Source organism: Clostridium sardiniense, assembly GCF_016907995.1.
Classification (GTDB): domain Bacteria; phylum Bacillota; class Clostridia; order Clostridiales; family Clostridiaceae; genus Clostridium; species Clostridium sardiniense.
The window spans coordinates 18,784-45,220 of the sequence record NZ_JAFBDA010000004.1 but is presented as its reverse complement, the minus strand read 5'-3'; the positions used below and the strand labels follow the sequence as shown (position 1 = coordinate 45,220).

The following is a 26,437-nucleotide window of genomic DNA, read 5'->3' as shown; positions in this document are numbered from 1 at the left end:
AAATGGGAGATAATTTAGTAATTAAGATTTTAAGAAATCATCTAGTTAGTGGAATAATTGAGGAAAATGGATCTATTGGCATAAAAATAGATCAAACATTAACACAGGATTCAACAGGAACAATGGCATACCTTCAACTTGAGGCTATGGATATAGGTACTGTTAAAACAAAAAGATCTGTGGCTTTTGTTGATCATAATATGTTACAGCAAGGATTTGAAAATGCAGATGATCATAAATTTATTCAAACTGTTGCATCAAAATATGGGGTGTATTTTTCAAAGCCTGGTAATGGGATATGTCATCAAGTATTTTTAGAGAGATTTTCAAAACCAGGGGAAACTTTAATAGGATCTGATAGTCACACGCCAACGGCTGGTGGAGTAGGGATGCTTGCTATGGGTGCTGGAGGTCTTGATGTTGCACTTGCCATGGCTGGCGGTGAATATAATATTAATACTCCAAAAGTATGTAAGATAAATCTTGTTGGAAAGTTAAATAAAATGGTATCTGCAAAAGATATAATATTAGAAGTTTTAAGGAGGTTTTCAGTTAAAGGTGGAATTAATAAAGTCTTTGAGTATGGAGGAGAGGGTGTAAAGACTCTTTCGGTTCCCGAGAGAGCCACAATAACTAATATGGGGGCTGAACTTGGAGCAACTACATCAATATTTCCTAGTGATGAAAGAACATTAGAATTCTTTAAAGCTCAAGATAGAGAATCAGATTATATTGAGCTAAAGGCCGATGAATATGCTACGTATGATGAGGAGATTATAATAGATTTAAATCATCTTAAGCCTATGGTAGCAAAACCTTATTCTCCTGATAATGTTATAGAAATTTCAGAGATATCAAAAATTAAAGTTGATCAAGTGGCAATAGGTAGCTGTACTAATTCATCTTATGAAGATTTGATGAAAGTTAGTAAGATATTAAAGGGTAAAAAAGTTCATCCAGATGTTAGCTTAGTTATTGCACCAGGATCAAGGCAGGTAATGGAGATGTTAGCTAGAAATGGTGCTCTTGCTGATATTATAAGCTCTGGAGCTAGGATACTTGAAAATTCATGTGGACCATGCATTGGAATGGGTCAAGCACCTGGTACAGATGGTGTATCTCTTAGAACATTTAATAGAAATTTTTATGGAAGAAGTGGAACTTTATCTGCTAAAGTATATCTAGTAAGTCCAGAAACTGCTGCTGTTTCTGCAATAAATGGAGTACTTACAGATCCAAGAGAAATGAATGTTGATTTAAGTATTGATATGCCAAAGAAGTTTTTAATTGATGACTCTATGATATTAAAACCAGCAGAAAATAATTCAGATGTTATAGTATGTAGAGGACCCAATATTAAACCATTTCCTATTAATAAGCCATTAGGTAGAGATATAAAAGGGAAAGTTCTTATAAAGGTTCAAGATAATATTACAACTGATCATATAATGCCATCTAATTCAAAGCTTTTACCATTTAGGTCTAATATACCATATCTTTCAGAGTTCTGTTTTAATACAGTAGATGCAGAATTTCCTAAAAGAGCAAAAGAAAGTGATGGAGGTATTATAGTCGCTGGAACAAATTATGGACAAGGATCGAGTAGAGAACATGCGGCACTTGCACCGTTATATCTTGGTGTAAAAGCAGTTTTAGCAAAATCATTCTCTAGAATTCATAAAGCAAACCTTATAAATAATGGAATATTACCATTAGAATTTAAGGATGAGGAGAGCTATAATAGTATAGAGTTAATGGATGAAATAATATGTGATAACATACAAGATGCCTTAATCAAAAGAATAGTTAAGTTTAAAAATATAACTAATAAGAGTGAATTTAATACTATTTTAGATTTGACAGATAAGGAAGTAGATATAATTAGAGCTGGTGGAAGGCTAAATTATGTAAAAAATAATAGTTAATATTTATATATTGAAGGGAGTAATAGAGACAATCTATTATTCCTTTTAATTTTAAAATGTAAGCATACTAAATATGTAAATTTAAAAGAAATATAATTAATTCTAATAAGGGTATAAACAATATAAATTTATATATAGGTAAAATATATCTTAACATAGGAAACTTTAATTATATTTAATTTAGGTTTTAGCTTATAATATATTTAATGAAAAGAATAAATTATAAATACATAAGTAGTATGTGATAAATATATTAATAATTTAAATTAAGTAATAAAAAGTATCTATAAATATATGATAATAGTTATCATAGTGATATAATAATTAATTAAAGGAGTGAGCCTATGGGCAAAAAGATTAGACTTGCTGGCATAGCTTATGAGAGCTTAGTAAATGGACCAGGTATGAGAAGGGTATTTTTCTCACAAGGGTGTAAACATAATTGCAAAGGATGCTTCAATCCTGATACTCATGATTTCTCAGGTGGAGAAGAAAGAGATATGGATGAACTTATAGAGGATGTATTAGAAAATCCTATTATTAAGGGTGTTACATTTAGTGGTGGAGATCCAATGGAAAGAGCAGAAGAATTTGCTTATATGGCAAAGAAATTCAGAGAAAATGGATTAAATGTTTGGTCATTTACAGGCTATACCTTTGAGTATATCTTAGAGCATTTAGATGAAAGATTAGGATGGAGAGAGTTTATAAATAATATAGATGTTCTTATAGATGGTAGATTTGATGAAACAAAGATGGATGATGGCATAAGGTTTAGAGGTTCAAGTAATCAAAGAATTATAAATGTCAAAGAAAGCCTAGATAAAGGAAAAATAGTTTTAGTACATGAATACATGAACTAATTTATTTGTATATGAAGGGAGAGAATTATATGGACGTAAGTGCAAAGACAAAAAAATGGACAGAAGTTCAAGGTGTAATCATTTCTTTATTTGAGGATAATTTAGAATTAAAAACTCCTGAAATAAATAAGATGATAAAGCATTTAGAAAAGAGTGGCAAGTTTAGCGGAAAAGAAGGAGAAGTTTATACTTTCACTCAAGAGGTTGAAGGTAATATAGAGGATATAGTTCTATTAGGTCTTGGGAAAGAAGAAGATATAAATTTAGAAAAGATAAAAGTTAATTTATCAAAAGCTTATAAAAAGATGAAGGAACTAAAAAATGATGATATTATTGTAAGAATGATAGAAACTGAGAATTTAGATTTAAAAGAAATGGCTAAAGCTATGACAATATCTTTAATGCTTTCAGATTATGAATTTGATAAGTATAAGAGCGATAAGAAAGAGGAACAAAAAGATGTATTTGTTTCAATTTCATGCGCTAAATTAAATGATTCAATGATAGAAGAAGTTGAGGAATATATAATTGAAGGAAAAGATATAGCAGAAGGAGTAACTATAGCTAGAAACTTAGTTAATGAACCTGCAAATGAAATGTATCCAGAAGTCTTAGCTGATGAAGCTAAAATATTAGGTAATAAGTTTGGATTTGAAGTTGACATCTTTGGAAGAGAAAAAATTGAAGAGCTTGGTATGGAAGCATTTATGTCAGTTGCGAAGGGATCAAGTAAAGAACCAAAGCTTATAGTTATGAGATACTTTGGAGATAAACACAATAAAAAAGATGTTCTAGGACTTGTTGGTAAGGGATTAACTTATGATTCAGGTGGATACTCAATCAAGCCAACTGCAAGCATGGATACAATGAAATCAGATATGGGTGGTGCAGCAGCTGTTATAGGTGCCATGGCGACTATCGCAAAAAGAAATTTAAGAATGAATGTAATAGCCGTGGTTGCAGCTTGTGAAAATATGATATCAGGAAATGCCTATAAGCCAGGTGATATTATAGGAAGTATGGCAGGTAAGACAATTGAAGTTTTAAATACAGATGCTGAAGGTAGATTAACTTTAGCAGATGCAGTAACTTATATAATAAGAAAAGAAAAGGTAAATGAAGTTATTGAGATGGCTACACTTACAGGGGCCGCTCTTGTTGCACTTGGAGAGACAACAACAGCTGTTATAACTAATGATGAAGAATTATATAAAGAGTTAGAAGATGTATCAGAATATACAGGAGAGAAAGTATGGAAGTTACCAACATTTCCTGAATATAGAGAATTAATAAAATCTGATATAGCTGATATTAAAAATATAGGTGGAAGAAATGCAGGTACAATAACTGCTGGATTATTTATAGAAGAATTTGTAGATGATGGAGTATCATTCTTACATTTAGATATTGCAGGAACTGCTTGGACAGATTCAGCAAAGCATTATAAATTAAAAGGTGGAACTGGAGTACCTGTTAATTCAATATATGAATTAGCAAAAGGAAGAGAAAACCTATAATAAATATTTTCCTCTATTAAAAAGTAGCTTTTTAGCTGCTTTTTTTTATGTAAGAAGATATAGGTGTATGATAAAATGTATTAAAGAAAATAATATTATAAAATATGTTAAGTTAATAAACTTATTATTAGGAGGAGTCTATATGCTTAGCAAAGAATTGGCTCAAAATATTTCAAAAAAGATGATGGAAGTCATTCCGTATAACGTTAATATAATGAATGAAAATGGCATTATTATTGGAAGTGGAGATAATAATAGAATTGGTGATATTCATAAAGGCGCAGTTGAGACATTAGAGAAAAAATGTATTACTGAAATAGATAAAGAAGTAGGAGGCGTTAAACCTGGTGTTAACACTCCTATATTTTTTAGAGGTAAGGTAATAGGTGTTATAGGAATAACTGGAGATCCAGAAGAGGTTAGACAGTTTTCAAAACTTGTATCTGTTACAGCAGAACTTTTAATAAATCAAGAATATACATTAAATCAATATCTTATAAGGAAGCAATTGGAAGAAGAGTATATATATGAATTATTGTATTCAAATAAGGAATATGATAATGATTTTATACAAAGGGGAAAATCATTAGGTATAGATTTAAGTAAAAGGAGAGCTGTTATAATTTTAAATTACCAAAGGGAAAATGAAAGTGCAATAAAAACAAAGCTAGATAAAATTATAAACAGCAATGAGTATTTTATAAATATATCAAATAATAGATTTGCAATAATTGCTGTAGTTGATGATAAGTTTAATGAAAAGGTAAGTAGGATCGATAAGAGCTTAAGCAAATATAAGATATCAATTGGGGTTGGAAATCCCCATAAAATATTACAAAACTCTTTGATAGAAAGTATTGAGGCACTAAATATTGGACAAAAAATATATGAAAAAGATAGAGTAAATTTTTATAGCAAAATAAAACTTTTTTATTATATGGATGACTTTTTCTTTCAAGATGAGAATAAAGAAGTAATGTATAAAATTAAAAATGAAGGAGAAGAATTATTTGAAACATTTATTGCTTACTTTGATATGAATGGAGAAAAAAATAAAGTGGCAGATAAACTTCACATACACAGAAATACATTAAATTATAGATTAAATAAGATAGAGGAAGCGACAGAGTTAAATTTTGAAAATTATATTGACTTATTTCAATTTTTATCAAGTTATATAAGTTATAAACTTAAGAATTAATTGTGCATTTGAACAAAAATATTTAACGAAGTTTGTTTTAAGTAATAATGAAATTGATTACTAAAACCTTTACAATTGATATGATAACATAAGATGAAAGGAGAGATAGTGATGAATGTTACAGTTACAGCATTTGGAGCAGTAGTTGCATTGATAGTAGCTATTGTATTAATTGTAAAAAAAGTTCACCCAGCTTATGGATTAATTCTTGGAGCAATTGTTGGAGGATTAGTTGGAGGTGCAGGACTTACAGGAACAGTATCATTAATGATGGATGGCGCTAAGGGAATGATTCCTGCGATACTTAGAATATTAACAGCTGGAGTTTTAGCTGGTGTGCTTATAGAATCAGGGGCCGCAGCTAAAATAGCAGAAACTATTGTTGAAAAAATAGGGGAATCAAGAGCACTTATGGCATTAACAATTGCCACAACAGTACTTACAATGGTTGGGATATTTGTAGATGTAGCAGTAATAACTGTTTCACCTATAGCACTTGCTATAGCGCAAAAATCAAAATTAAGTAAAACAGCAATATTAATAGCAATGGTTGGTGGAGGAAAAGCAGGAAACATAATGTCACCAAATCCAAATACTATTGCAGCAGCAGATAATCTTGGAGTTCCATTAACTTCAGTAATGCTTGCAGGTATTATACCAGCTATTTTCGGAATTATAATAACATGTATTATTTCAAAAAGATTAAAACAAAAAGGAACCTTCGTAAATGAAGATGATAAATTAAAAGAAGTAGAGAATATGCCTAGTTTCTTTGCAGCTATTCTAGGACCTATAGTTGCAATAGTACTTTTAATGTTAAGACCAATAGCAGGAATAGCTATTGATCCATTAATAGCACTTCCAGTTGGAGGAATATGTGGGATATTAGCAATGGGTAAAATAAGATATTTAAATAGATATGCCACATTTGGATTAGCAAAGATGACAGGCGTTGCAGTTCTTTTAATAGGAACTGGGACATTAGCTGGAATAATAGCAAATTCAGGACTTAAAGATGTAATAATACAAGGAGTTAATGCACTAGGATTACCAAGTTTTGCATTAGCACCTATATCAGGTATATTAATGTCAGCTGCAACAGCTTCAACAACATCAGGTACAGCAGTTGCAACATCAGTATTTGGACCTACGATTGTTGGACTTGGAGTAACACCACTTGCAACAGCTGCAATGATTCATGTTGGAGCAACAGTATTAGATCATTTGCCACACGGTAGTTTCTTCCATGCAACTGGAGGAAGTGTATCAATGGATATGAAAGAAAGATTAAAACTTATACCATATGAATCATTAGTTGGGTTGACAATGACAATTGTATCAACAATAATATTTGGATTCATACTTTAAGATATAGTTAAAGGAAGGAGAAAAGTTACCATGAAATTTGTATTAGCACCAGATTCTTTCAAAGAGAGCATGACTTCAAAGGAAGCGTGTGATGCGATGGAGCGAGGAATAAAAAAAGTAATAAAAGATGCAGAATGTATTAAGGTACCTATGGCAGATGGAGGAGAAGGAACAGTTGAAGCTTTAGTTTGGGCGACAAATGGATCAATTTCAAAAGTCATGGTAAAAGGGCCTTTAGGAAATGATGTGGAAGCTAAATTTGGAATGCTTGGAAACTCAAAAACTGCAGTAATTGAAATGGCAGAAGCAAGTGGAATTGCACTTGTAGATAGAGATAAAAGAAATCCTATGATTTCAACAACATATGGTACTGGGCAGATAATAAAAAGAGCATTAGATTTAGGTGCTGAAAGAATTGTTATTGGAATTGGAGGAAGTGCTACTAATGATGGTGGAGCAGGTATGGTTCAAGCATTAGGCGGAAGATTACTTGATAAGGATGGTAATGAACTTTCTTTCGGAGGAGGAGAGCTCGGAAAACTTTCTAAAATAGATATATCAGAATTAGATAAAAGATTAAAGGATATAGATATAGAAGTTGCTTGTGATGTAACTAATCCACTTTGTGGAAAATTTGGAGCATCTCATATTTTTGGACCACAAAAAGGCGCAACAGAAGAGATGGTCTTAGAACTTGATAAAAATCTAGAGCATTATGCAGAAAAAATTAAAGAATATTTAGGCAAAGATATAAAGGATGTAGAAGGAGCTGGAGCGGCTGGAGGCCTTGGAGCTGCACTTCTAGCATTTTTGGATGGAAAGCTCAAAAGAGGAATTGATATTGTAATAGAGCATACTAGATTAGAAGAAAAATTAGAAGGTGCAGACTTATTACTTACAGGTGAGGGTAGTATTGATGATCAAACTATTTATGGAAAGACGCCAATGGGAGTTTCTGTAGTTGCAAAAGCTAAAGGTGTAAAGTCAATTGCTTTTGGAGGAAGAATTTTAGAAGGATCCGAAAATCTTTATGAAATAGGAATTAATGCTATATTTTCTATTACGCCTGGAGTTATAACATTAGATGAAGCACTAAAAGATGGAACTAAAAATTTAGAGAAAACAGTTGAGAATGTTATAAGACTTTTATAAGATATCCATAGAAGTTATACACAAATATGTGGATAAATAGCCAATAGAATTTAATATTGTGGATAAAATATAAGCACCAGATTTTTGTATATAGCTTAATAAAGCTTGTATAAAAATCTGGTGTATTTTATTTATTTTTTATAAATTTATTTCTATAATTAATAGGTGATAATCCATTATACTTTGTAAATATACGTGAAAAATATGATGGACTACTAAATCCAGTTAAGTATGCTATTTCATTTATAGAAGAAGTGCTCTTTCTTAAAAGTTCACAAGCTTTATTTAACCTATAATTTATAAGATATTGCTGTGGGCTCATTGTCATATTTGATTTGAAAAGTTTAAATAAGTGACTTCTATCGATATTTACTTCAGCAGCTATATCTGCAACAGATATTTCTTTATCATAATTTTTGTGAATGAAATCTAATGCCTCAGTAACGTAGGTAGCTGAATTACTAACGTTATAATTACTTGTCTTATTATCATATTCGCTTATAAGAGTCCCTAAAAATAAATAAAGATAACCTATAGCAAGAAATGGATCACCAGTATTACAATATTCAAATATTTTATCAAAATAAGAATTAATGGATTTGTCTTTCTGATAATTAAAAACATAGTTATCATTTGAAAAACCACATAATTTAAGCAATGACTTGCATTCAGTACCATTAAATCCTATCCATTTATATTTCCAGGGATTATCTTCACAAGGAAAGTATTTATTTTTAACTTGAGGTGGAATTAAAAAGCCATCACCTTTTTTTAAGTGATATTCTATTCCATCTATAGTTGCTATGCCTTCACCTTCTACAATATAGTGAATTAGATAGTAATCTATAGGTACATATTCAAAGGGCTTTGTGGCTTTACAATCTTCATAACCACACTCGTAAATAAATAGTTCTTTGCTAGGTCTGTTGTTAGTCTTAAATAATCCAACAAAATCTCCCATGATGAAAACCTCCTTAAAAGATGCAACAAAAGTGAAAATTAATACAACAAAATGTAATCGAAAAAATCTTTGATAGAATATAAAATGTAATTAGAAAAAATATTCAATACAATATAATTTTACCATCTAGTAAATATATTTACAAATAGATGCAAAATAGTATATACAGGATTCTATTATTTTTTACATCATTTGTAAAGGTTTACCGAAGTGGTTAGGATATTGACTTTGGATTATGGAATAATTAAAAGGTTATAAATAAGGAGGAATTAACATGGAGGATTCAAGAAGAAGGATGAGCTCTAAGGCATTAATGCTTATGACATTTACGGCTGTATTCTCATTCAACAGCATAATTAACAATAGTATAAATATAGGACTTGCATCAATACCGACTTATGTATTTGCAACAATATTTTACTTTTTCCCATTTGCACTTATGATCGGGGAGTTTTCATCAGCAAATCAAGATTCAGAATCAGGGGTTTATAGTTGGATTAAAACAGCATTAGGTGAGAAATGGGCATTCTTAGGATCTTGGGCATATTTCTTTGTTAACTTATTTTTCTTTACATCATTATTACCACAAACTTTAATATATGCTTCATACACATTCTTAGGAAGGAATATATTCCAAGGAAGTAATATGACAGTTATTATATCAATTGTATCAATAGTACTATTTTGGATTTCAACATATGTATCTACAAAAGGTGTAGATTGGATATCGAAAATAACTAATATATCAGGGATAGCTAGAATAGTAATTGGTATTGGATTTATAGTTTTAGCTTTTGGAGTGACTTTTGTATTAGAAGAAAGTCCAGCACAAGACTTTACAGCAACTACAGTAGCTCCAAAATTTAATTGGGCATACTTCATGACACTTGCATGGATACTTCAAGCAGTTGGAGGGGCCGAGAGTATTGGGGTATACGTCAAAGATGTTAAAGGTGGAACAAAAGCTTTTGTAAGAACTATGTTATTATCTACAGCTGCAATAGGATTAATTTATAGCTTAGGTTGTGTAGCTGTTGGTTTAATAGTTCCTGAATCAACTTTAAGTGGGAATTTCTCAAATGGATTATTTGATTCATTCATGATTTTAGGTAAGTACTATGGAATAGGTAACTTCATTACTAATATAGTTGGTTTAATAATGCTGTTAAGTAGTATAGGATCACTTGTTATATGGACTGCTGCACCAGCTAAAATACTTTTCTCAGAGATTCCAGAAGGAATTCTTGGAAAGTGGATTGCAAAAACAGATAAGCAAGGAACTCCAGTAAATGCATTATATATGCAAGCTATTATAGTAACTATTCTTTTAATAATACCTGCACTTGGCATAGGTTCTATGGATACATTCTTAGAAACTTTAATAAATATGACAGCAGCAACATCATTAATACCAGTATTATTCTTACTTTTTGCTTATGTAGTTTTCAGAGTTAAGAAAGATCATATAAAGAGAGATTTTAGACTTGGAAGTAGGAATGTAGGTATAGGGATTGGGATAATGATATTTGTATTATTCACATTATCATTTGTAATTTCAACAATTCCGGAACCTTCAGTAATTATTGATTATTTAAAAGGAGTACCATTAGCAGAAGGTGTTGCAAATCCAATGTTTGTACTTGGTTATAACATATTAGGGATAGTAATATTTATGGGTGTAGCATTATTCTGTTGGAATAGATATGAAAAGAGTATAAATGTTTCAAATACTATGGAAAGAAGAGGTAGAAAATCTAATTTAGTTGCTCAAGAAGTAGCTGCAACTAAAAGTAGTGATAAAGATAGATAATTTTAGAATATAAGATAATTATTAAGTAGATAAAATGGGAGGATTATTATGAAACTTTGGGAAAACATTAATGTTGATGGAATTAATAGATTAGAGGCAAGAAGTTATTTTAGAAGCTTTGATTCAATGGAAAAGGCAGAAATAAATGAAAATAGGTATAGTCATAAATTTAAAAATTTAAATGGTACATGGAAATTCTTATTCTTAGATGCACCGGAATATTCACCAGCTGGATTTAGTGATGATGACTTTAATACAGAAAGTTGGGATGATATAATCGTTCCTGGGAACTGGCAGCTTCAAGGGTATGGAAAGATGCATTATTCAGATCTGTGGTACAACTTCCCTATAAACCCTCCATATGTGCCAACAGAAAATCCAACAGGAATTTATAAGAGAAGTTTTTATATTGATGAGAGTTGGAATGATAAAAGGGTAATATTAAGATTTAATGGTGTAGATTCAGCATTTAATCTTTGGATAAATGGGGTAGAAGTTGGATATAGCAAGGGAGCTAGACTTTTAACTGAATTTGATATAACAGATCATATAAGACTTGGAGAGAATCAATGTACTGTTAGAGTATATCAATGGTCAGATGGAACATACCTAGAAGACCAAGATATGTGGTGGCTAAGTGGAATATTTAGAGATGTTGAAATTATAGGAGAACCAAAGGATGGTATTGAAGATATATATGTAGTTACAGATTTAGATGAAAATTATAATAATGCAAACCTAAATGTAAATTTAAAGCTTAGATCATTAGAATGCGATATGATTTCCTTTAAATTAGTAGATAAAGATAATAATAAAGTATTTGAGGAGTCAGTTGAGGTAAACAATGAAAAAATAACATTTAATAAAGAAGTAATGGCTCCATTAAAGTGGACAGCAGAAACTCCAAATTTATATACATTATTCATAACTGTTATGAAGTCTGGAGAAGTAATAGAAGTTATACCTCAAAGAGTTGGATTTAGAAAAATAGAATTAAAGGGTGAAGTTTTCACTGTAAATGGAGTTGCTATAAAGTTTAAAGGTGTAAATAGACATGATTATAATCCTAAGACAGGAAGAGTTGTAACAAGAGAAGAGATTGAAAAAGATATTATTTTAATGAAAGAGAATAATATAAATGCTATAAGAACAGCTCATTACCCAAATCAATATTATTTGTATGAATTATGTGATGAGTATGGAATGTATTTAATTGCAGAAACAGATTTAGAATGCCATGGATTTGAATTAACAGGAAACTACAAGTGGATAACTGATGATCCAGCTTGGGAATTAGCTTACGTTAAGAGAATGGAAAGAATGGTTGAAATGTTAAAAAACCATCCATCAATAATAATGTGGTCTTTAGGAAATGAATCAGCATTTGGATGTAACTTTAAGGCTATGACTGAAAAGACAAAGGAAATAGATCCGACTAGATTAGTACATTATGAAGGTGATTTTGATGCTGAAATAACAGATGTATACAGCACTATGTATACTTGGCTTGAGCATAAGGAAAAATTGATTATGGATAAAGTTATTAAAGAGAGTAAAAAGCCTCATATACTTTGTGAATACTGTCATGCTATGGGTAATGGCCCTGGAAATCTTAAAGAATACCAAGATTTATTCTATGCACATGATAAGCTACAAGGTGGATTTGTTTGGGAATGGTTTGATCATGGTATAGAAACTATTAGTGAAGATGGAGAAGTTTATTATAGATATGGTGGAGACTTTGGTGATGATCCAAGTAACATTAATTTCTGTATAGATGGACTTATAATGCCAGATAGAACTCCATCACCAGGATTACTTGAATACAAGAAAGTAATAGAGCCTGTTCAAACTGAAGCTGTAGATTTAAATAAGGGAATATTTAAGCTTATAAATAGATATGATTTTAATAACTTAAATACTTTAGATTTAGTATATACAATAGTTGAGGACGATAAGATAATAGAAAGCAAAAAGGTAGAGCTTCCTTCAATTGAAGCAAGGGATACTAAAGAAATAGAACTTAACTACTCTTTAGATTTCAAGAAGATTAAAGGTGCTGACTATTATGTAAACTTCTCTTATGTATTAAAGGAAGATACTATGTGGTCAAAAGCTGGAATTGAACTTGCAACAGCACAATTTAAGTTACCGATAGATACAGAGATGGTAAAGGTAAAACCAGAAGGCGATTTAGAAGTTAAAAAAGATAACTATAGATTAATAGCTAAAGGTGAAGACTTTGAAGTAGAATTCGACTTAGTTAGAGGTAATATAGTACATGTAATTAAAGATGGATATAAATTAGTAGAAGAAGGTCCAAAGTTAAACTTCTGGAGAGCTCCAATTGATAATGATATGTATGTAGTTGAAGATTATAAGAAAAAATACTTTATGCATTTAATGCACGAAATTGTAAAAGAAGTATCTTATGATGTAAAAGAAAATATATTAACTGTTACTGTAAAAGTTGTAAATGGAACAACAAATAGTTCATGGTACTATGAATCAAGCTATGAATATGTAGTATATCCAACTGGAGATATAGTAGTAAATGTAGAAGGAGTTCCTTCAGGAATGATTGAAAATGCACCAGATATGTTACCGAGAATAGGTGTTAAGCTTAAAGTTAATAAAGGTTGTAGCAATGTAACTTGGAAGGGAAGAGGTCCAGGAGAATCTTATGCAGATACTAAAGAGTGCAACATTTTTGGAGTATTCAATAAGACTGTAGATGATATGTTTACAAACTATGTTAAACCACAAGAGAATGGGAACCGTTCAGATTGTAAGTGGGCAAGCTTAGTTGATGGTAAAGGACTAGGAATAATTGCAGCTACTGAAAATAAATTTGATTTTAGTGCATCTTATTATGAAGATACAGATTTAGAATATGCTAAGCATACAATAGATCTTAAGAAAAGAGATTATATAGTATTAAATATAGACTACAAACAAAATGGTGTTGGAACTAATTCTTGTGGACAAAGCCAATTAGAAAAGTATAGATGTAAATTTGAGTCATTCAAATTATCATTTAAATTAACACCATACAATAATACAGAAGTTTCAGCAGTATCATTAGGTAGAGAAGTAATAGAAAGAAAATAGATAAATAGAAATAGAGGTAATTTGTTTTAAAAAGAGATTTTTAAATAAACTAAAAAAGAATGAGTCTTATTGACTCATTCTTTTTCTATTAAATATATTAGAAGTCTGATTGACCAGTTGTTCTTGGGAATGGTATTACGTCTCTGATATTTGACATACCAGTGATATACATTATTAATCTTTCGAATCCAAGTCCGTATCCTGAGTGCTTAGTTTCTCCGTACTTTCTAAGCTCTAAGTACCACCAGTAATCTTCTTCGTTTAAGTTAAGTTCTGCCATTCTTTGCTTTAATAGGTCAAGTCTTTCTTCTCTTTGGCTACCACCAATGATTTCTCCTATTCCAGGAACTAAAAGATCCATAGCAGCAACTGTTTTATTATCATCATTCATTCTCATGTAGAATGCCTTGATATCCTTTGGATAATCAGTTACAAATAGTGGCTTTTTGAAATGTTCTTCTGTTAAGAATCTTTCATGTTCTGTTTGAAGGTCAATTCCCCATTCAACTGGGTAGTCAAACTTCTTACCACAATTTTTTAATATTTCAACTGCATCTGTATAAGTAACTCTAGCAAAGTCTGAGTTTGCAACATGGTTTAGTCTTTCAACTAATCCTTTATCGATGAACTTATTGAAGAATTCTATTTCTTCTGGACATTCTTTCATTACATACTTAATTACGTAAGTAAGCATTTCTTCTGCAAGCTTCATGTTGTCTTCTAAATCAGCAAATGATATTTCAGGTTCAACCATCCAGAACTCTGCTGCGTGTCTTGCTGTATTTGAATTTTCTGCTCTAAATGTTGGTCCGAATGTATAAATGTTTCTAAATGCTAAAGCATATGATTCACCATTTAATTGTCCTGAAACTGTAAGGTTAGTTTCTTTTCCAAAGAAATCTTGAGTGTAATCAATAGCTCCTTCTTCAGTTTTAGCAACATCATTTAAATCAAGAGTTGTTACTCTAAACATTTCTCCTGCACCTTCGCAGTCACTTCCAGTAAGGATTGGAGTATGAGTATAAACAAATCCTTGATCCTGGAAGAACTTATGAATAGCGTAAGCTGCAACTGATCTTACTCTAAATACTGCTGAGAAAGCATTACTTCTAGGTCTTAAGTGCGCTATTGTTCTTAAGTACTCAAAAGTATGTCTTTTCTTTTGAAGAGGATAATCTGAATCTGACATCCCTTCAATTACTATTTCTTTAGCTTGAATTTCAAATGGTTGTTTTGCATTTGGAGTTTCAACTAAAGTACCAACTACTTTTAATGATGAGCAGATTGGAAGTTTTGATATTTCTTTAAAATTATCTAATTTGTTATCAAAAACAATTTGGATATTCTTAAAGAAAGAACCATCATTAACTTCTATGAAACCAAAAGCATTTGAAGCTCTTAAAGTTCTTATCCAACCAGTTATAGACACTTCTTTATCTAAGTAATCTGAAGTATTTCTGTAAATTGACTTTACTAAAGTATTTTTATCCATTATATTACCTCCTGTAATTTTAAAAATCTTTTTTATAAAATAAAAAAACCTCTCATCCCCAAAATTATGGGACGAAAGGATACTATCGCGGTACCACCCAAATTGCTATAAAATTTATAGCCAACTCAAAATGTAGGCACATTTAATTATGCCCTTCTAGAAGTTAACGGTCTAGAAAATTCCGTCTAAGTCTACTAACAATAAATGCTTTCGGTTAGAAACTCGGAGATGTTCTTCAAAATAGGCTTCATATAAGGCTTACACCATCCCTTACTCGCTAAGACTACTTCCTAAGTTTACTCTTCTCGTCACAGTTATTTTAAAAATAATATTATATTAAATTGATTTTACAATACTTTTCTAACAAATGCAACTTACTTAGCATATATTACTTATATATTAATGTTATAGGAGAAGTTTTATGATACTTGAGAAGCTTATAATGAAGAAAAATAGTGAGCTTAATGAATTAAAAAACAGACTTTTTTACAGAGGAGAAGAAGATAGGGAGGAAATTTTAGAAGATATCAAGAATGTAATTGAAGATTTAGATATCATATTAGAGGAAGAAAAAAAATTAGATATTGAAGTAGAAGAAAATAGCTTCAGAGGATATAGAGGCTACAGAGAGATTAACGAAGAACCTAATGACGCTGATAGAGCAGGTAGGGAATTTACTATGATGGATTTAGCAAAATATAATGGTCAAAATGGAGCATCAGCTTATATAGCTATAGATGGAACTGTTTATGATGTGACAGGTATTATGGGATTTGAAGATGGAAATCATTTTGGAGTAAGACCTGGAACAGATGCAAGCAAAAACTTTAAAGAATGTCACAATGGAGACAGGAAAGTACTTATGAATTTGAGGAAGGTTGGAGTGTTAAGACAGTAGAGTAATAGTGATTTACAATTGACAAAGGGGCTTATATAAATATGATATTATAATTTATATAAGCCCTCATTATAATTGTTAGCTTAGTTATTCTACGCCTGTCTCAAAAGACTTTATTAAACTTTCAGGGAATTTAAGCATTGTCATATCTTTTATTATTCTTTTAACTTCGTAAGTAATTTCTCGTATTTCAGATTTTATAGGTCTATTATTTTCAATATCTAATATACAGTAAGTTGGATTTGGACGTCCTATTTTAGGTTTTCCTATGCTACCATCATTTATAAAAAGCTTGTCTCCAAAACGTTTTACTGATGGTATATGAGTATGAGCACATACTAAAACATCTTCTTTTAGGTTTTTCATAATCTCAGAAGTATTCTCTCCATCTTCTAACATATATTCATTGATTTTATTTGGACTTCCGTGAACAAATAAAATTTTCTTTCCTTCAAATTCTAATGTGATAGAAGTTGGAAGTGAATTTAAATAAAATTTATTTACAGCTCTAAGCTCATCTACCGCCCAAGGTAGAGAGAAGGAGTTTATGCTGTTTTCTCTTATAAAAGTGTAATTTTCATCTACAACTGAAGCATCGTAATTACCCTTTAAACAAATGATATTTCTTCTTTTTATCATTGCAACTACTTCATTTGGATGAGGTCCGTATCCTACTAAATCTCCTAAGCAAATTATAGTATCTACTTTTTGATCTTCTATATCTTCTAAAGCTCTCATTAATGCGTAAAGATTTCCGTGTATATCTGAGATTACTGCTATTTTCATGTGTATATCCTCCTAAATATTATGTTAATAATATTATAGCACTTACATTAATTTATAGTTATTAAATAATACTTAAGTTGTTATGATTTGTAATTTATTCATAATAGTATATTATAATAGATAATATAAAAAATTAATAAACGGAGGGAAGAAGAATGAAAGAAAATAGAATTAAAAAAGTTATAACTGAAATGGAGAAGGAAAACTTATCACAGATGATAGTTTCATCACCATCATCACTTTTCTATTTAACAGGAAAATGGTTCCACCCAGGAAATAGAATGATAGCTTTACTTATTAAATCAAATGGTGATCATAAGTTAGTTATAAATAAATTATTCCCTGTTGAAGAAGATTTAGGGGTAGATTTAGTATGGTATGTAGATACTGAAAATCCAGTAGAAGTATTAGCAAAATATGTTGATAAGGATAAAGAACTTGGAATAGATAAAACTTGGGCATCACATTTCTTACTATCATTAATGGATTTAAATGCAGCTAAAGGATATAAAAATGCATCACCAATAATTGATAATTTAAGAATGATAAAAGATGAAGAAGAAATAGCGATAATGAAAGAATCATCAAAGCGAAATGATAAAACTATGAAAGATTTATGGAGCAACTTAAAAGAAGGCATGACAGAAATAGAATGTGTAGAATTATTAGAAAAATTATACGCTGAAAATGGGGTTCATAAATTCTCATTCTCACCTATCATTGCAGTTTCACCAAATGGAGCGGATCCACACCATAGCACTGATGATTCAGTACTTAAAAAAGGACATAGCATAGTAATAGATATGGGGGGAGTTTATAATGATTACTGTTCAGATATGACAAGAACAGTATTCTTTAAGGAAGAGCCATCAGAAGAGCATAAAAAGATATATAACATAGTAAGAGAAGCTAATGAAAGAGCTATTGCTATGATAAAACCAGGAGTTAAATTCTCAGATATAGATAATACAGCAAGAAGCTATATTACAGAACAAGGATATGGAGAATATTTTACACATAGAACAGGACATTGTATAGGAATAGACTGCCATGACTTTGGTGATGTAAGCGGAGTAAATCACAATGAAGTTAAGCCAGGAATGATATTCTCAATAGAACCAGGAATATATTTAAGTGGTAACATAGGAGTTAGAGTAGAAGATTTAGTTTTAGTTACTGAAGATGGATGTGAAAGATTAAATAAAGTAACTAAAGAATTAACAGTAATAAAATAAAAATTTTGGAGGAGTTATTTATAATAATTCCTCCTATAAATTTAAGGTGAATTTATGGGAAGATTAATGATATTTCTCTGTACTATAATTGCTGTAGGGGCTATGTTTAGTAATAGAGAAAATAATGAGCGAGCAATTACTATAATAAAGAATTTATTTATAGAAATAAACGTTACGTATTTAAATTTATTTAAAGAAAAATCAAAAATTACGAGATGGCTTCAAGGATCATTTTTTATTTTTGCTGAAATAATGACAATAATAGGTGCACTAGGAGTAGCCTTTAGAAGTATGAACAATGATATTACGAAAAAAACTTTTTTGATTCCAATACTTATAATAGGGATTGTAATTGCGGTTCATTTATCAATAGGTTACCTACTTCTTGTACTAACTAATATTCAATTATTCATAACAAAAATAGATAATAGAAATTTAAAAACAGAGCTTTTAATAGCATACTTTATTATAAGTACATACTTTTTTACATTAATAATATTCCCTGATGATTTTGAGAGTACATATATCACAGGGCTTATTGGGCTTGCCATATCTTATTATTTAAATATGAGAGTTTTAATAAAACTTATAAGAAATCCTAGAGATGTTCATAGTGAAAAGAGTGAAAGAAAATCTGGAAAGCAAAGAAATAGTGTAGTTATAGCCTCAATTCTACTTTTAATTATGATAGTTTTAAATCTATTTTTGGCTGTGAACTTAATAAATAGTGGTATTCCAGGATCATTCTCTAACAATCCATCAAATTTTGATTTGTTTTATTATACTATAGTTACATTTACAACTATCGGATATGGAGATATAGTTCCACTTACTATAGTAGGTAAGATTATAACAATAGTAATTTCAATAACAAGTGTTGTATGCTTAACTGTATTTTTAAGTAGCGTACTTTCAAGTAGTGATGAAAAGTGAAAAAATTATATTAGCTAAAAGATAATTATAATTATCTTTTAGCTTTTTTATTTAAAAAAATATTTATATGTGAGAACATTTTAATATATAAAGTTATCTAATAAATAGTTACGTAACTACATAGAAGGTTTAGTTAGGGGTGAAATGATGCAATTAACTATATTTAAAAAAGAGAGGCTTGTTAGAAAAGCTAAAAGTGGAGAGAGGGATGCCTTCAGCGAGCTTATACGTGAAAATAAGTTATCACTTTATAAAGTGGCAAGAGGAATGCTTAAAAGAGAATGTGATATTGAAGATGCAATTCAAAATACCATAATGAAGGCTTTTGAAGGTATATCTAGCTTAAGAAATAATAGTTATTTTAAAACTTGGCTGATTAGGATACTTATAAATGAATGTAATGTTATTTTAAAAAGCAATAAAAGAGAAAGTTTAACTGATGTATCAGAAGGTTTTAATGAATTAAGGCATAATGATGAGTATGAAAATTTAGATGTTACAAATGCAGTAAATATGCTAGAAGTTGACCTTAGGGAGGTAATAGTACTTTATTACTTTGAAGATTTTAAGCAGAAGGATATTTCAGAGATATTGGGTATAAAAGAGGGGACAGTTAGGACTAGACTTCTTAGGGCTAAAAAGAAATTAAAAGAAGCTTTGGGCGAAAGGGAGTAATTTTTATTATGGATAACTTTGATAAAAGAATAAAAAATAGAGTAAATGATGAAATTAAACATATACCAGAAGATTTAGATAAAAAGATAGAAAAACTATTAAATGATAAGAAGAAAAATAATAGATGGAAGAGAACAGCTGCCGTAGCAGCTATAGGATTTATAGTATTTTCAGGGTTTGGTGTGACATTTACAAGTTATGCAACTGGAAGAGATTTTAAAGATATAGTGTACTCAATTTTAGGATTTAATGATAATTATAATAAATATGCTACAGGACTTAATGAGGCGCAAAGTAGTGAAGGTATGAAGGTAACTATAACAAGTGTTGTATTTGATGGCTATAAGGTTAATATTGCTTATAAGCTTGAAGCTGAGGATGATAAACAACATTTAATAGATACCAAGGGGTTTAACCTTCAAACAAATAATTTAGGTGAGACTAAAATAAAAATAAATAATAAAAATGTGAAAACTCCAACAGAGGAGCATTGGGATTTAGATGAAGAAGGAAATCAAATTGGAGTGCTTAGTTATGGTGTAGAAGGCGGAGTGGTAGAAGAGGAAGGTTGGTTAGATCGTATATTAAGCACTAATGCTAATCTATCAAATGAGTTAATAAATAATTGGATATCAAAAGAATTAATAGGTGAAAGTGCTAAAGACTTTAATATAGAAATAGATATAAACAAATATATAGATGGAAAAGAAGCTAATTGGAAGTTTAATATTCCTATATCTAACGAAAAATTAAGAGCTGATATTAAAGAGTATAAAGTAGATAAGACTGAAGATGGAGTAAATGTAGAATCAATAGTAGTTACCCCTTTATCTATATATGTAAAGGGAAATGTAAGTAAAGAATATGAAGAATTAAATGTTATATTAGAAAATGATAAAGGCAAGAATTATGACTTTAGAACTGGAAGTATAGGTGGTACTATTGGAGAGTATAAATTTAAATATGAATTTGATAATAGGATAAAAGATTCAAAGGATATTAAGATTAAAGTTATCTATAATAATAAAGAACTTAAGAATTTAGAAACTAAATTAAATGTGGAATAAAAAAGAGTGCTTGAAATATTTCAAGCACTCTTTAAAATTATATATTATATTGAGAATAGGATACCAGCAATTGTTCCTGTTAAACAAGTTGCAAGTGCACCACCCAATAATGCTTTAAATCCTAACTTTGCAATTAAACCTTTCTTTTCTGGAGCTAAAGCACCGATACCACCAATTTGGATGGCAACTGAGCTGATATTAGCAAATCCACATAAAGCGTAAGTTAATATAAGTATTGTCTTAGGTTGTAATGTTCCAGCTGCAATATACTTAGATAATTCTGAGTAAGCAACGAACTCATTAATCATAACCTTTTGACCAAGTAAGCTACCAGCAGCTCCTAGGTCGCTAACAGGTATACCCATTGCAAATGTTAAAGGTGAGAAGATCTTACCTAAAATCCATTGGAAGCTAAGTTCTGGGAAGCCTACAAATCCACCAATGCTAGCTAATATGTAGTTAAGTAAAGCGATAAGTGCAACGAATGCTAAAAGCATAGCAGCAACGTTTAATGCAAGACCTAATCCTTCGCTTGCTCCATTAGCAGCAGCTTCAACAACGTTTGATGCAGTTTGTTCTATTTGAATATCTGTAGTATTTTTTGTTTTTGGTTCTTCAGTTTCTGGTACTAATATTTTAGCTAATATAAGTCCAGCAGGAGCAGCCATTATACTTGCAGCAAGTAAGTCACCAGCATTAACTCCCATTGCAACGTATCCAGCCATAACTCCACCAGCAACCGTTGCCATACCACCAACCATGATAGCCATAAGCTCTGACTTAGTCATGTCTTTTATAAATGGTTTAACAAGAAGTGGTGCTTCTGTTTGACCTAAGAATATGTTACCAACAGCACTTAATGTTTCAGCGCCTGATGTTCCAAGTAGCTTACAAAGCCCCTTAGCTATTATTTTAACTATAAATTGCATAATTCCTAAATAGTAAAGTATTCCCATTAAAGCTGAGAAGAAGATAATTGTTGGAAGTACTTGAAGTGCAAATATCATTCCAAAAGTATCTTGGTTCATTAAGTTACCGAATAAGAACTTTGAACCTTCAAGTGTAAAGTCAAGTAATTTAGTTATAGCTTTACTACAAAAATCAAAGAATGCTCTACCAGCAGGTACTTTTAGTATTAATAATGCGAATACTACTTGCAGTCCAATACCAATTCCAACTAAACGCCAGTTAATTTTTTTCCTGTTATCTGAGAATAGTACAGCTATTCCGATAATTGCAGCGACTCCTAATAATCCTATAAATCTACTCAATGTTAATTCTCCTTTGTTTGTAAAATTTAGTCATTTGTACTCTAGCTTTTTTTATAATCGTTTGATTATTTCTCTAGTTAAAGTCATAAAGCTATCTCTAGCCTTGGTTGAAGTTTCTATAACTTCTTCGTGGTTAAGTGGTTGTTCTAAAATTCCAGCAGCCATATTTGTTAAGCATGAGATCCCTAAAACTTCAATGCCAGAATGATTGGCTACAATTACTTCTGGTGCAGTAGACATTCCTACAGCATCACCGCCCATAAATCTTACCATTCTAATTTCGGCAGGAGTTTCATAAGTGGGCCCGCTAAACATAGTATAAACGCCTTCTTTTATGTCTATTCCTAAATCTTTTGCAGTATTTTTTGCAAGGTCTCTAAGATGTGGCTTGTAAGCTGTAGACATATCAGGGAATCTTGGGCCAAAGTCGTCTAAATTTCTTCCAATTAAAGGATTTGCTCCAGAGAAGTTAATTTGATCACTAATGATCATTAAGTCACCAGGCTTAAAGTCAGTATTAACTGCTCCAGCAGCGTTGGTAACGATTAACTTTTTGATTCCTAAAAGGTGCATTACTCTAACTGGAAATGTTACTTCTTGCATTGAATATCCTTCGTAATAATGGAATCTTCCTTGCATTGCAACAACAACTTTTCCTTCAAGCTTTCCTATAACTAGACGGCCAGCATGACCTTCTACAGTGGATACAGGGAAATTTGGTAACTCTTCATATGGATAAAATTCAGGTTCTTCAATTAAATCAGCTAAAGATCCTAAACCTGATCCAAGTATAAGTCCAATTTCAGGTTTATACTTACTTTTTGCAAGTATGTAATCTGAAGTAGTCTTAATGGTGTTTGATAAATCCATTTTAATCACCCCTATAAATATTTCGTTTTAATTATTACTTTACTGCTTATAGCAAAAAGCATAATTTTTCATTTTGTCATATTAAATTATAGAATAAAATTAAACAAATTTAAATACAAAAATTAAATTTTAGCGAAATAAATAAAAAAATGGCGAATATAACCCAAATGGTACCTAAATGAATATATTAGTATATACTATTTCTGCGAGGCGGTGGGTAAAAATAATATTTATAACATTTATTACAATAATAATATTAATAGTTTTAGATATTATCATTACTTCTTATAGAAGTAGAGGAGAAAAAAGTGATGTAATAGTGGTATTAGGATGCAATTTAGAAAGCTTTTTTATGAGGCAAAGAATTGAAAAAACAATTGAGCTATACAAAAACAATATTGCACAGCATATTATTGTAACTGGAAAAGGAAGAGGCGAAATAACGGAAGCATTAGGTATGAAAGAGAAGCTTATAGAACTTGGAATACCTAGAGAATACATATATGTAGAAGAAAAAGCAATAAATACTTATGATAATTTAAAGTTTTCAAAAGATATAATGGATATAAAGGGTTTTAAAAGTGCTGTTATTGTTTCTGATGGTTATCATTTAGCTAGAATAAAAATGATTTGTAGGAATATAAAATTAAAAGCAACTTTTGAGGGGAAGAATTGTAATTATTATGGGAGATATGAGATATTTGCCATTATAAGAGAGGTTCCTGCATACATTAAAGATTTTATTATTAGTTTTGTTCAGTACAAAATAAAAAAAGTGGCTAGTTAGCCACTTTTTATTATTTTTCTAGGAATTTTTCTCCAACTATAACAACATCTCCAGCACCAACTGTTAGTAACATATCACCAGAGTTTATATGTTGCTTTATATACTCTACAGCTTCATCATGAGAGTGTACATTTGTACATTTAACACCAGTTTTTCTTATAGCATCTCCTAATTCATCAGAAGAAACGAGGCCAGTATCCTTCTCTCTTGCAGCATAAATATCCATCAATACTAATTCATCTGTATCATTAAATGCTGTAATAAAATCATCAAATAATGTCTTTGTTCTAGTATAAGTATGTGGTTGGAAAACACAGAATGTATTTCCGTGAGGTATCTTTTTAGCTGTATTTAGAGTAGCTTTTATTTCAACTGGATGATGAGCATAGTCGTCTATTACAGTTACTCCATTAGCTTCACCTTTGTACTCGAATCTTTTATGAGCCCCTCTACATTCAGCTAATCCTTCAGCTATATCATCATATGAAAGTCCAAAGATTAAACCAACACAAACGCTAGATAATGCATTTAATACATTATGCTTTCCAGGCATGTTTAATTTAAGATTGAATAATTCCTCTCCATCTTTACAAACTGTAAATGAAGCACATCCCATATTGTTGTATTCAATATTTTTAGCTGTTACATTAGCATTAGAGAAACCATAACTTAATATATTACAATCAGCTTCTTCTAAAATTTTAGCTACATTGCTATCTTCATTGTAGCCAATTAAGTATCCATCTTTAGGAATTAACTTTGAGAATTTTTTAAATGTTTCAGTAATATGATTTAAATCTCTATAATAGTCAAGGTGATCCGCATCTATATTTAGAATTATTCCTATGTATGGGAAGAATCTTAAGAATGACTCTTTATACTCACAAGCTTCTGTCACGAAATATTCGCTATTTCCTATTCTATAGTTACCACCAATTACATCAACTTCTCCACCAACAAGAATTGTTGGATCTAGATCAGCTTTAAGAGTTATATTTGTAATCATACTCGTAGTTGTTGTTTTACCATGAGTACCAGCGACTGCTACATTGTACTTATGTCCCTTCATGATATGTCCTAAGAATTCAGCTCTATCCATAAGATGAATATTATTATCCTTAGCTTCTACAATTTCAGGATTATCCTGAGGGATAGCAGCAGTATACACAACTAAGTCAACATCTTGAATATTTTCTCTTCTATGACCTATGTGAATTTCTGCACCCTTCGCTTTTAAGCTATTAGTGATGTTTGATTCTTTAGAATCAGAACCTGAAACTTTAAATCCATTATTTAAAAGCACAGCTGCAAGACCGCTCATGCTTATACCACCAATTCCTATAAAGTGAACTTTTTTATTAGTATCTTTTAAAAAATCAAATGACATGAAATCAACCCCTTTTTATTAGTTCATTTATAATTATATACATTTTTAATTAATTGAACACAACAAAACAATTAAGAATTAAAAATTTTTTAGAAAATAAACCCATATTTAAAAAGAATTTAAAAATAATTAATGTATAAGTAGTTAAAAAATATTGCACTGGGATAGAATATAGAATAAAATATGAATATTAAGATGGTAAAAAGTAAAAATAATTCGTACAAATTCGTACGATTATGGAAATGTAGGTGATTTTAATGGAAAAATTGAGTAGAAATAGTAGAGTTGTTGTAATAACAAAGATACTAATGGAAAATCCAAATAAAATTATTGGGTTAAATAAATTTTCAGAATTATTAAATGCAGCAAAATCAACAATAAGTGAAGATATAGTTATAGTTAGAGAAATCTTAGAAAAACTTAAAATGGGAAGAGTAGAAACAATATCAGGTGCTGCTGGAGGTATAAGATACGTTCCAGAAATGAGTATTGAAAAAGGAAAAGAATTTGCGTTAGAATTATGTGATCTTTTAAAAGATGATGGAAGAGTAGTACCTGGAAATATAATTTATATGACAGATTTAATGTATAATCCTGAAATAATAAGCCGAGCAGGAACTATACTTTCATCATGGTTTGAGCAGATGGAGATAGATTATGTTATAACAGTTGAAACTAAGGGTATACCGTTAGCTTATGAAGTTGCTAGAAACTTAGGAGTTCAACTTGTAATAGCAAGAAGAGATAATCAGTTTACAGAAGGAACTACAATGACAATAAATTATGTATCAGGAACGAGTGGAAGACTTCAACAAATGTCCCTTTCAAAAAAATCAATGAAGAGCAATTCAAAATGTGTATTTATTGATGATTTTATGAAAGGTGGCGGAACTGCGCTTGGAATAAAAGACCTTTTAAAAGAGTTTGATAGTGAACTTGTTGGAATTGGTGTTTTAGTTGATAGTAAGGAAGCAAAGAAGAAGCTTGTTGATGAATATGTATCTATAGTAGAGCTTCACTCAGTTAGTGAATCATCAATAATAGATGTTCGTCCATCAAAAATATTAGAATAGAGTATATAGGTTACACCGAAGAGTAAAAAATAAATTATTTTTTAAAATATTTCCA

The 26,437-nt window shown here is 30.4% G+C and carries 21 protein-coding genes and 1 other annotated feature; of the genes, 15 read left to right on the top strand and 6 right to left on the bottom strand.

Annotation, left to right across the window (positions count from 1 at the left end; translation table 11 throughout):
• Nucleotides 1-2: 2 nt before the first annotated feature.
• From JOC62_RS04865 to JOC62_RS04840, 6 genes are all read left to right on the top strand, one after another.
• Nucleotides 3-1,925 (top strand): aconitate hydratase, encoded by a 1,923-nt coding sequence (locus JOC62_RS04865; RefSeq protein ID WP_204594105.1) that lies wholly within the window; start codon nucleotides 3-5, stop codon nucleotides 1,923-1,925.
• A 344-nt stretch (nucleotides 1,926-2,269) separates the two neighbouring features.
• On the top strand, nucleotides 2,270-2,788 hold the full coding sequence (gene nrdG / locus JOC62_RS04860) for an anaerobic ribonucleoside-triphosphate reductase activating protein (RefSeq protein WP_204594104.1): 519 nt from the start codon (nucleotides 2,270-2,272) through the stop codon (nucleotides 2,786-2,788).
• 29 nt (nucleotides 2,789-2,817) lie between these two features.
• Nucleotides 2,818-4,305 (top strand): leucyl aminopeptidase, encoded by a 1,488-nt coding sequence (locus tag JOC62_RS04855; RefSeq protein WP_204594103.1) that lies wholly within the window; start codon nucleotides 2,818-2,820, stop codon nucleotides 4,303-4,305.
• A 142-nt stretch (nucleotides 4,306-4,447) separates the two neighbouring features.
• On the top strand, nucleotides 4,448-5,506 hold the full coding sequence (locus JOC62_RS04850) for a CdaR family transcriptional regulator (protein WP_204594102.1): 1,059 nt from the start codon (nucleotides 4,448-4,450) through the stop codon (nucleotides 5,504-5,506).
• Nucleotides 5,507-5,617: 111 nt separating this feature from the next.
• Complete coding sequence (locus tag JOC62_RS04845) at nucleotides 5,618-6,874, top strand: GntP family permease (protein ID WP_204594101.1); 1,257 nt, start codon at nucleotides 5,618-5,620, stop codon at nucleotides 6,872-6,874.
• 30 nt (nucleotides 6,875-6,904) lie between these two features.
• Nucleotides 6,905-8,026 carry a glycerate kinase gene (locus JOC62_RS04840; protein WP_204594100.1) on the top strand — a complete coding sequence of 374 codons (1,122 nt, stop codon included), beginning with the start codon at nucleotides 6,905-6,907 and terminating at the stop codon, nucleotides 8,024-8,026.
• Between the two features lie 127 nt (nucleotides 8,027-8,153).
• Here JOC62_RS04840 and JOC62_RS04835 read toward each other — a convergent pair whose 3' ends face one another.
• Entirely contained in the window at nucleotides 8,154-8,987 is an 834-nt protein-coding gene (locus JOC62_RS04835) for an AraC family transcriptional regulator (RefSeq protein WP_204594099.1), read from the bottom strand.
• Nucleotides 8,988-9,261: 274 nt separating this feature from the next.
• Here JOC62_RS04835 and JOC62_RS04830 point away from each other — a divergent pair, with 274 nt between their 5' ends.
• Together JOC62_RS04830 and ebgA are read left to right on the top strand one after the other, a co-directional pair.
• Nucleotides 9,262-10,797, top strand: a complete 1,536-nt coding sequence (locus tag JOC62_RS04830) for an amino acid permease (protein ID WP_204594098.1) — start codon at nucleotides 9,262-9,264, stop codon at nucleotides 10,795-10,797.
• A 48-nt stretch (nucleotides 10,798-10,845) separates the two neighbouring features.
• On the top strand, nucleotides 10,846-13,908 hold the full coding sequence (gene ebgA / locus JOC62_RS04825) for a beta-galactosidase subunit alpha (RefSeq protein ID WP_204594097.1): 3,063 nt from the start codon (nucleotides 10,846-10,848) through the stop codon (nucleotides 13,906-13,908).
• Nucleotides 13,909-14,005: 97 nt separating this feature from the next.
• Here ebgA and asnS read toward each other — a convergent pair whose 3' ends face one another.
• The gene (gene asnS, locus JOC62_RS04820) at nucleotides 14,006-15,400 is read right to left on the bottom strand and encodes an asparagine--tRNA ligase (protein WP_204594096.1); all 1,395 of its coding nucleotides are present in this window, start codon (nucleotides 15,398-15,400) and stop codon (nucleotides 14,006-14,008) included.
• A gap of 64 nt (nucleotides 15,401-15,464) precedes the next feature.
• Nucleotides 15,465-15,721 (bottom strand) — a binding site (T-box leader).
• Between the two features lie 100 nt (nucleotides 15,722-15,821).
• Between asnS and JOC62_RS04815 the strand changes: the two genes are divergently transcribed.
• On the top strand, nucleotides 15,822-16,298 hold the full coding sequence (locus JOC62_RS04815; protein ID WP_204594095.1) for a cytochrome b5 domain-containing protein: 477 nt from the start codon (nucleotides 15,822-15,824) through the stop codon (nucleotides 16,296-16,298).
• Between the two features lie 87 nt (nucleotides 16,299-16,385).
• On the opposite strand, the gene JOC62_RS04810 is transcribed toward JOC62_RS04815, so the two are convergent.
• The gene (locus JOC62_RS04810; protein ID WP_204594094.1) at nucleotides 16,386-17,084 is read right to left on the bottom strand and encodes a metallophosphoesterase family protein; all 699 of its coding nucleotides are present in this window, start codon (nucleotides 17,082-17,084) and stop codon (nucleotides 16,386-16,388) included.
• Nucleotides 17,085-17,239: 155 nt separating this feature from the next.
• Here JOC62_RS04810 and JOC62_RS04805 point away from each other — a divergent pair, with 155 nt between their 5' ends.
• The 4 genes from JOC62_RS04805 (at nucleotide 17,240) to JOC62_RS04790 (ending at nucleotide 20,994) form a co-directional block, all read left to right on the top strand.
• A complete protein-coding gene (locus JOC62_RS04805; RefSeq protein ID WP_204594093.1) occupies nucleotides 17,240-18,319 on the top strand; it encodes a M24 family metallopeptidase in 1,080 nt (359 codons plus the stop codon).
• A 54-nt stretch (nucleotides 18,320-18,373) separates the two neighbouring features.
• Nucleotides 18,374-19,252, top strand: a complete 879-nt coding sequence (locus tag JOC62_RS04800) for a potassium channel family protein (RefSeq protein WP_204594092.1) — start codon at nucleotides 18,374-18,376, stop codon at nucleotides 19,250-19,252.
• 147 nt (nucleotides 19,253-19,399) lie between these two features.
• On the top strand, nucleotides 19,400-19,927 hold the full coding sequence (locus JOC62_RS04795; RefSeq protein ID WP_243425017.1) for a sigma-70 family RNA polymerase sigma factor: 528 nt from the start codon (nucleotides 19,400-19,402) through the stop codon (nucleotides 19,925-19,927).
• An 8-nt stretch (nucleotides 19,928-19,935) separates the two neighbouring features.
• Nucleotides 19,936-20,994, top strand: coding sequence for a DUF4179 domain-containing protein (locus JOC62_RS04790; RefSeq protein WP_204594090.1), 1,059 nt, complete (start codon nucleotides 19,936-19,938; stop codon nucleotides 20,992-20,994).
• A gap of 44 nt (nucleotides 20,995-21,038) precedes the next feature.
• Here the strand turns inward: JOC62_RS04790 and JOC62_RS04785 are convergent, their stop codons facing one another.
• Nucleotides 21,039-22,265, bottom strand: coding sequence for a NupC/NupG family nucleoside CNT transporter (locus tag JOC62_RS04785; RefSeq protein WP_204594089.1), 1,227 nt, complete (start codon nucleotides 22,263-22,265; stop codon nucleotides 21,039-21,041).
• A 51-nt stretch (nucleotides 22,266-22,316) separates the two neighbouring features.
• On the bottom strand, nucleotides 22,317-23,135 hold the full coding sequence (locus JOC62_RS04780) for a purine-nucleoside phosphorylase (RefSeq protein ID WP_204594088.1): 819 nt from the start codon (nucleotides 23,133-23,135) through the stop codon (nucleotides 22,317-22,319).
• 178 nt (nucleotides 23,136-23,313) lie between these two features.
• On the opposite strand from JOC62_RS04780, the gene JOC62_RS04775 reads away from it, so the two are divergent.
• A complete protein-coding gene (locus tag JOC62_RS04775) occupies nucleotides 23,314-23,922 on the top strand; it encodes a YdcF family protein (RefSeq protein ID WP_204594087.1) in 609 nt (202 codons plus the stop codon).
• Nucleotides 23,923-23,932: 10 nt separating this feature from the next.
• Here JOC62_RS04775 and murC read toward each other — a convergent pair whose 3' ends face one another.
• Nucleotides 23,933-25,309, bottom strand: coding sequence for a UDP-N-acetylmuramate--L-alanine ligase (gene murC, locus JOC62_RS04770; protein ID WP_204594086.1), 1,377 nt, complete (start codon nucleotides 25,307-25,309; stop codon nucleotides 23,933-23,935).
• Between the two features lie 257 nt (nucleotides 25,310-25,566).
• On the opposite strand from murC, the gene purR reads away from it, so the two are divergent.
• Nucleotides 25,567-26,382, top strand: a complete 816-nt coding sequence (gene purR / locus JOC62_RS04765; RefSeq protein ID WP_204594085.1) for a pur operon repressor — start codon at nucleotides 25,567-25,569, stop codon at nucleotides 26,380-26,382.
• The last annotated feature ends 55 nt before the right edge of the window (nucleotides 26,383-26,437 follow it).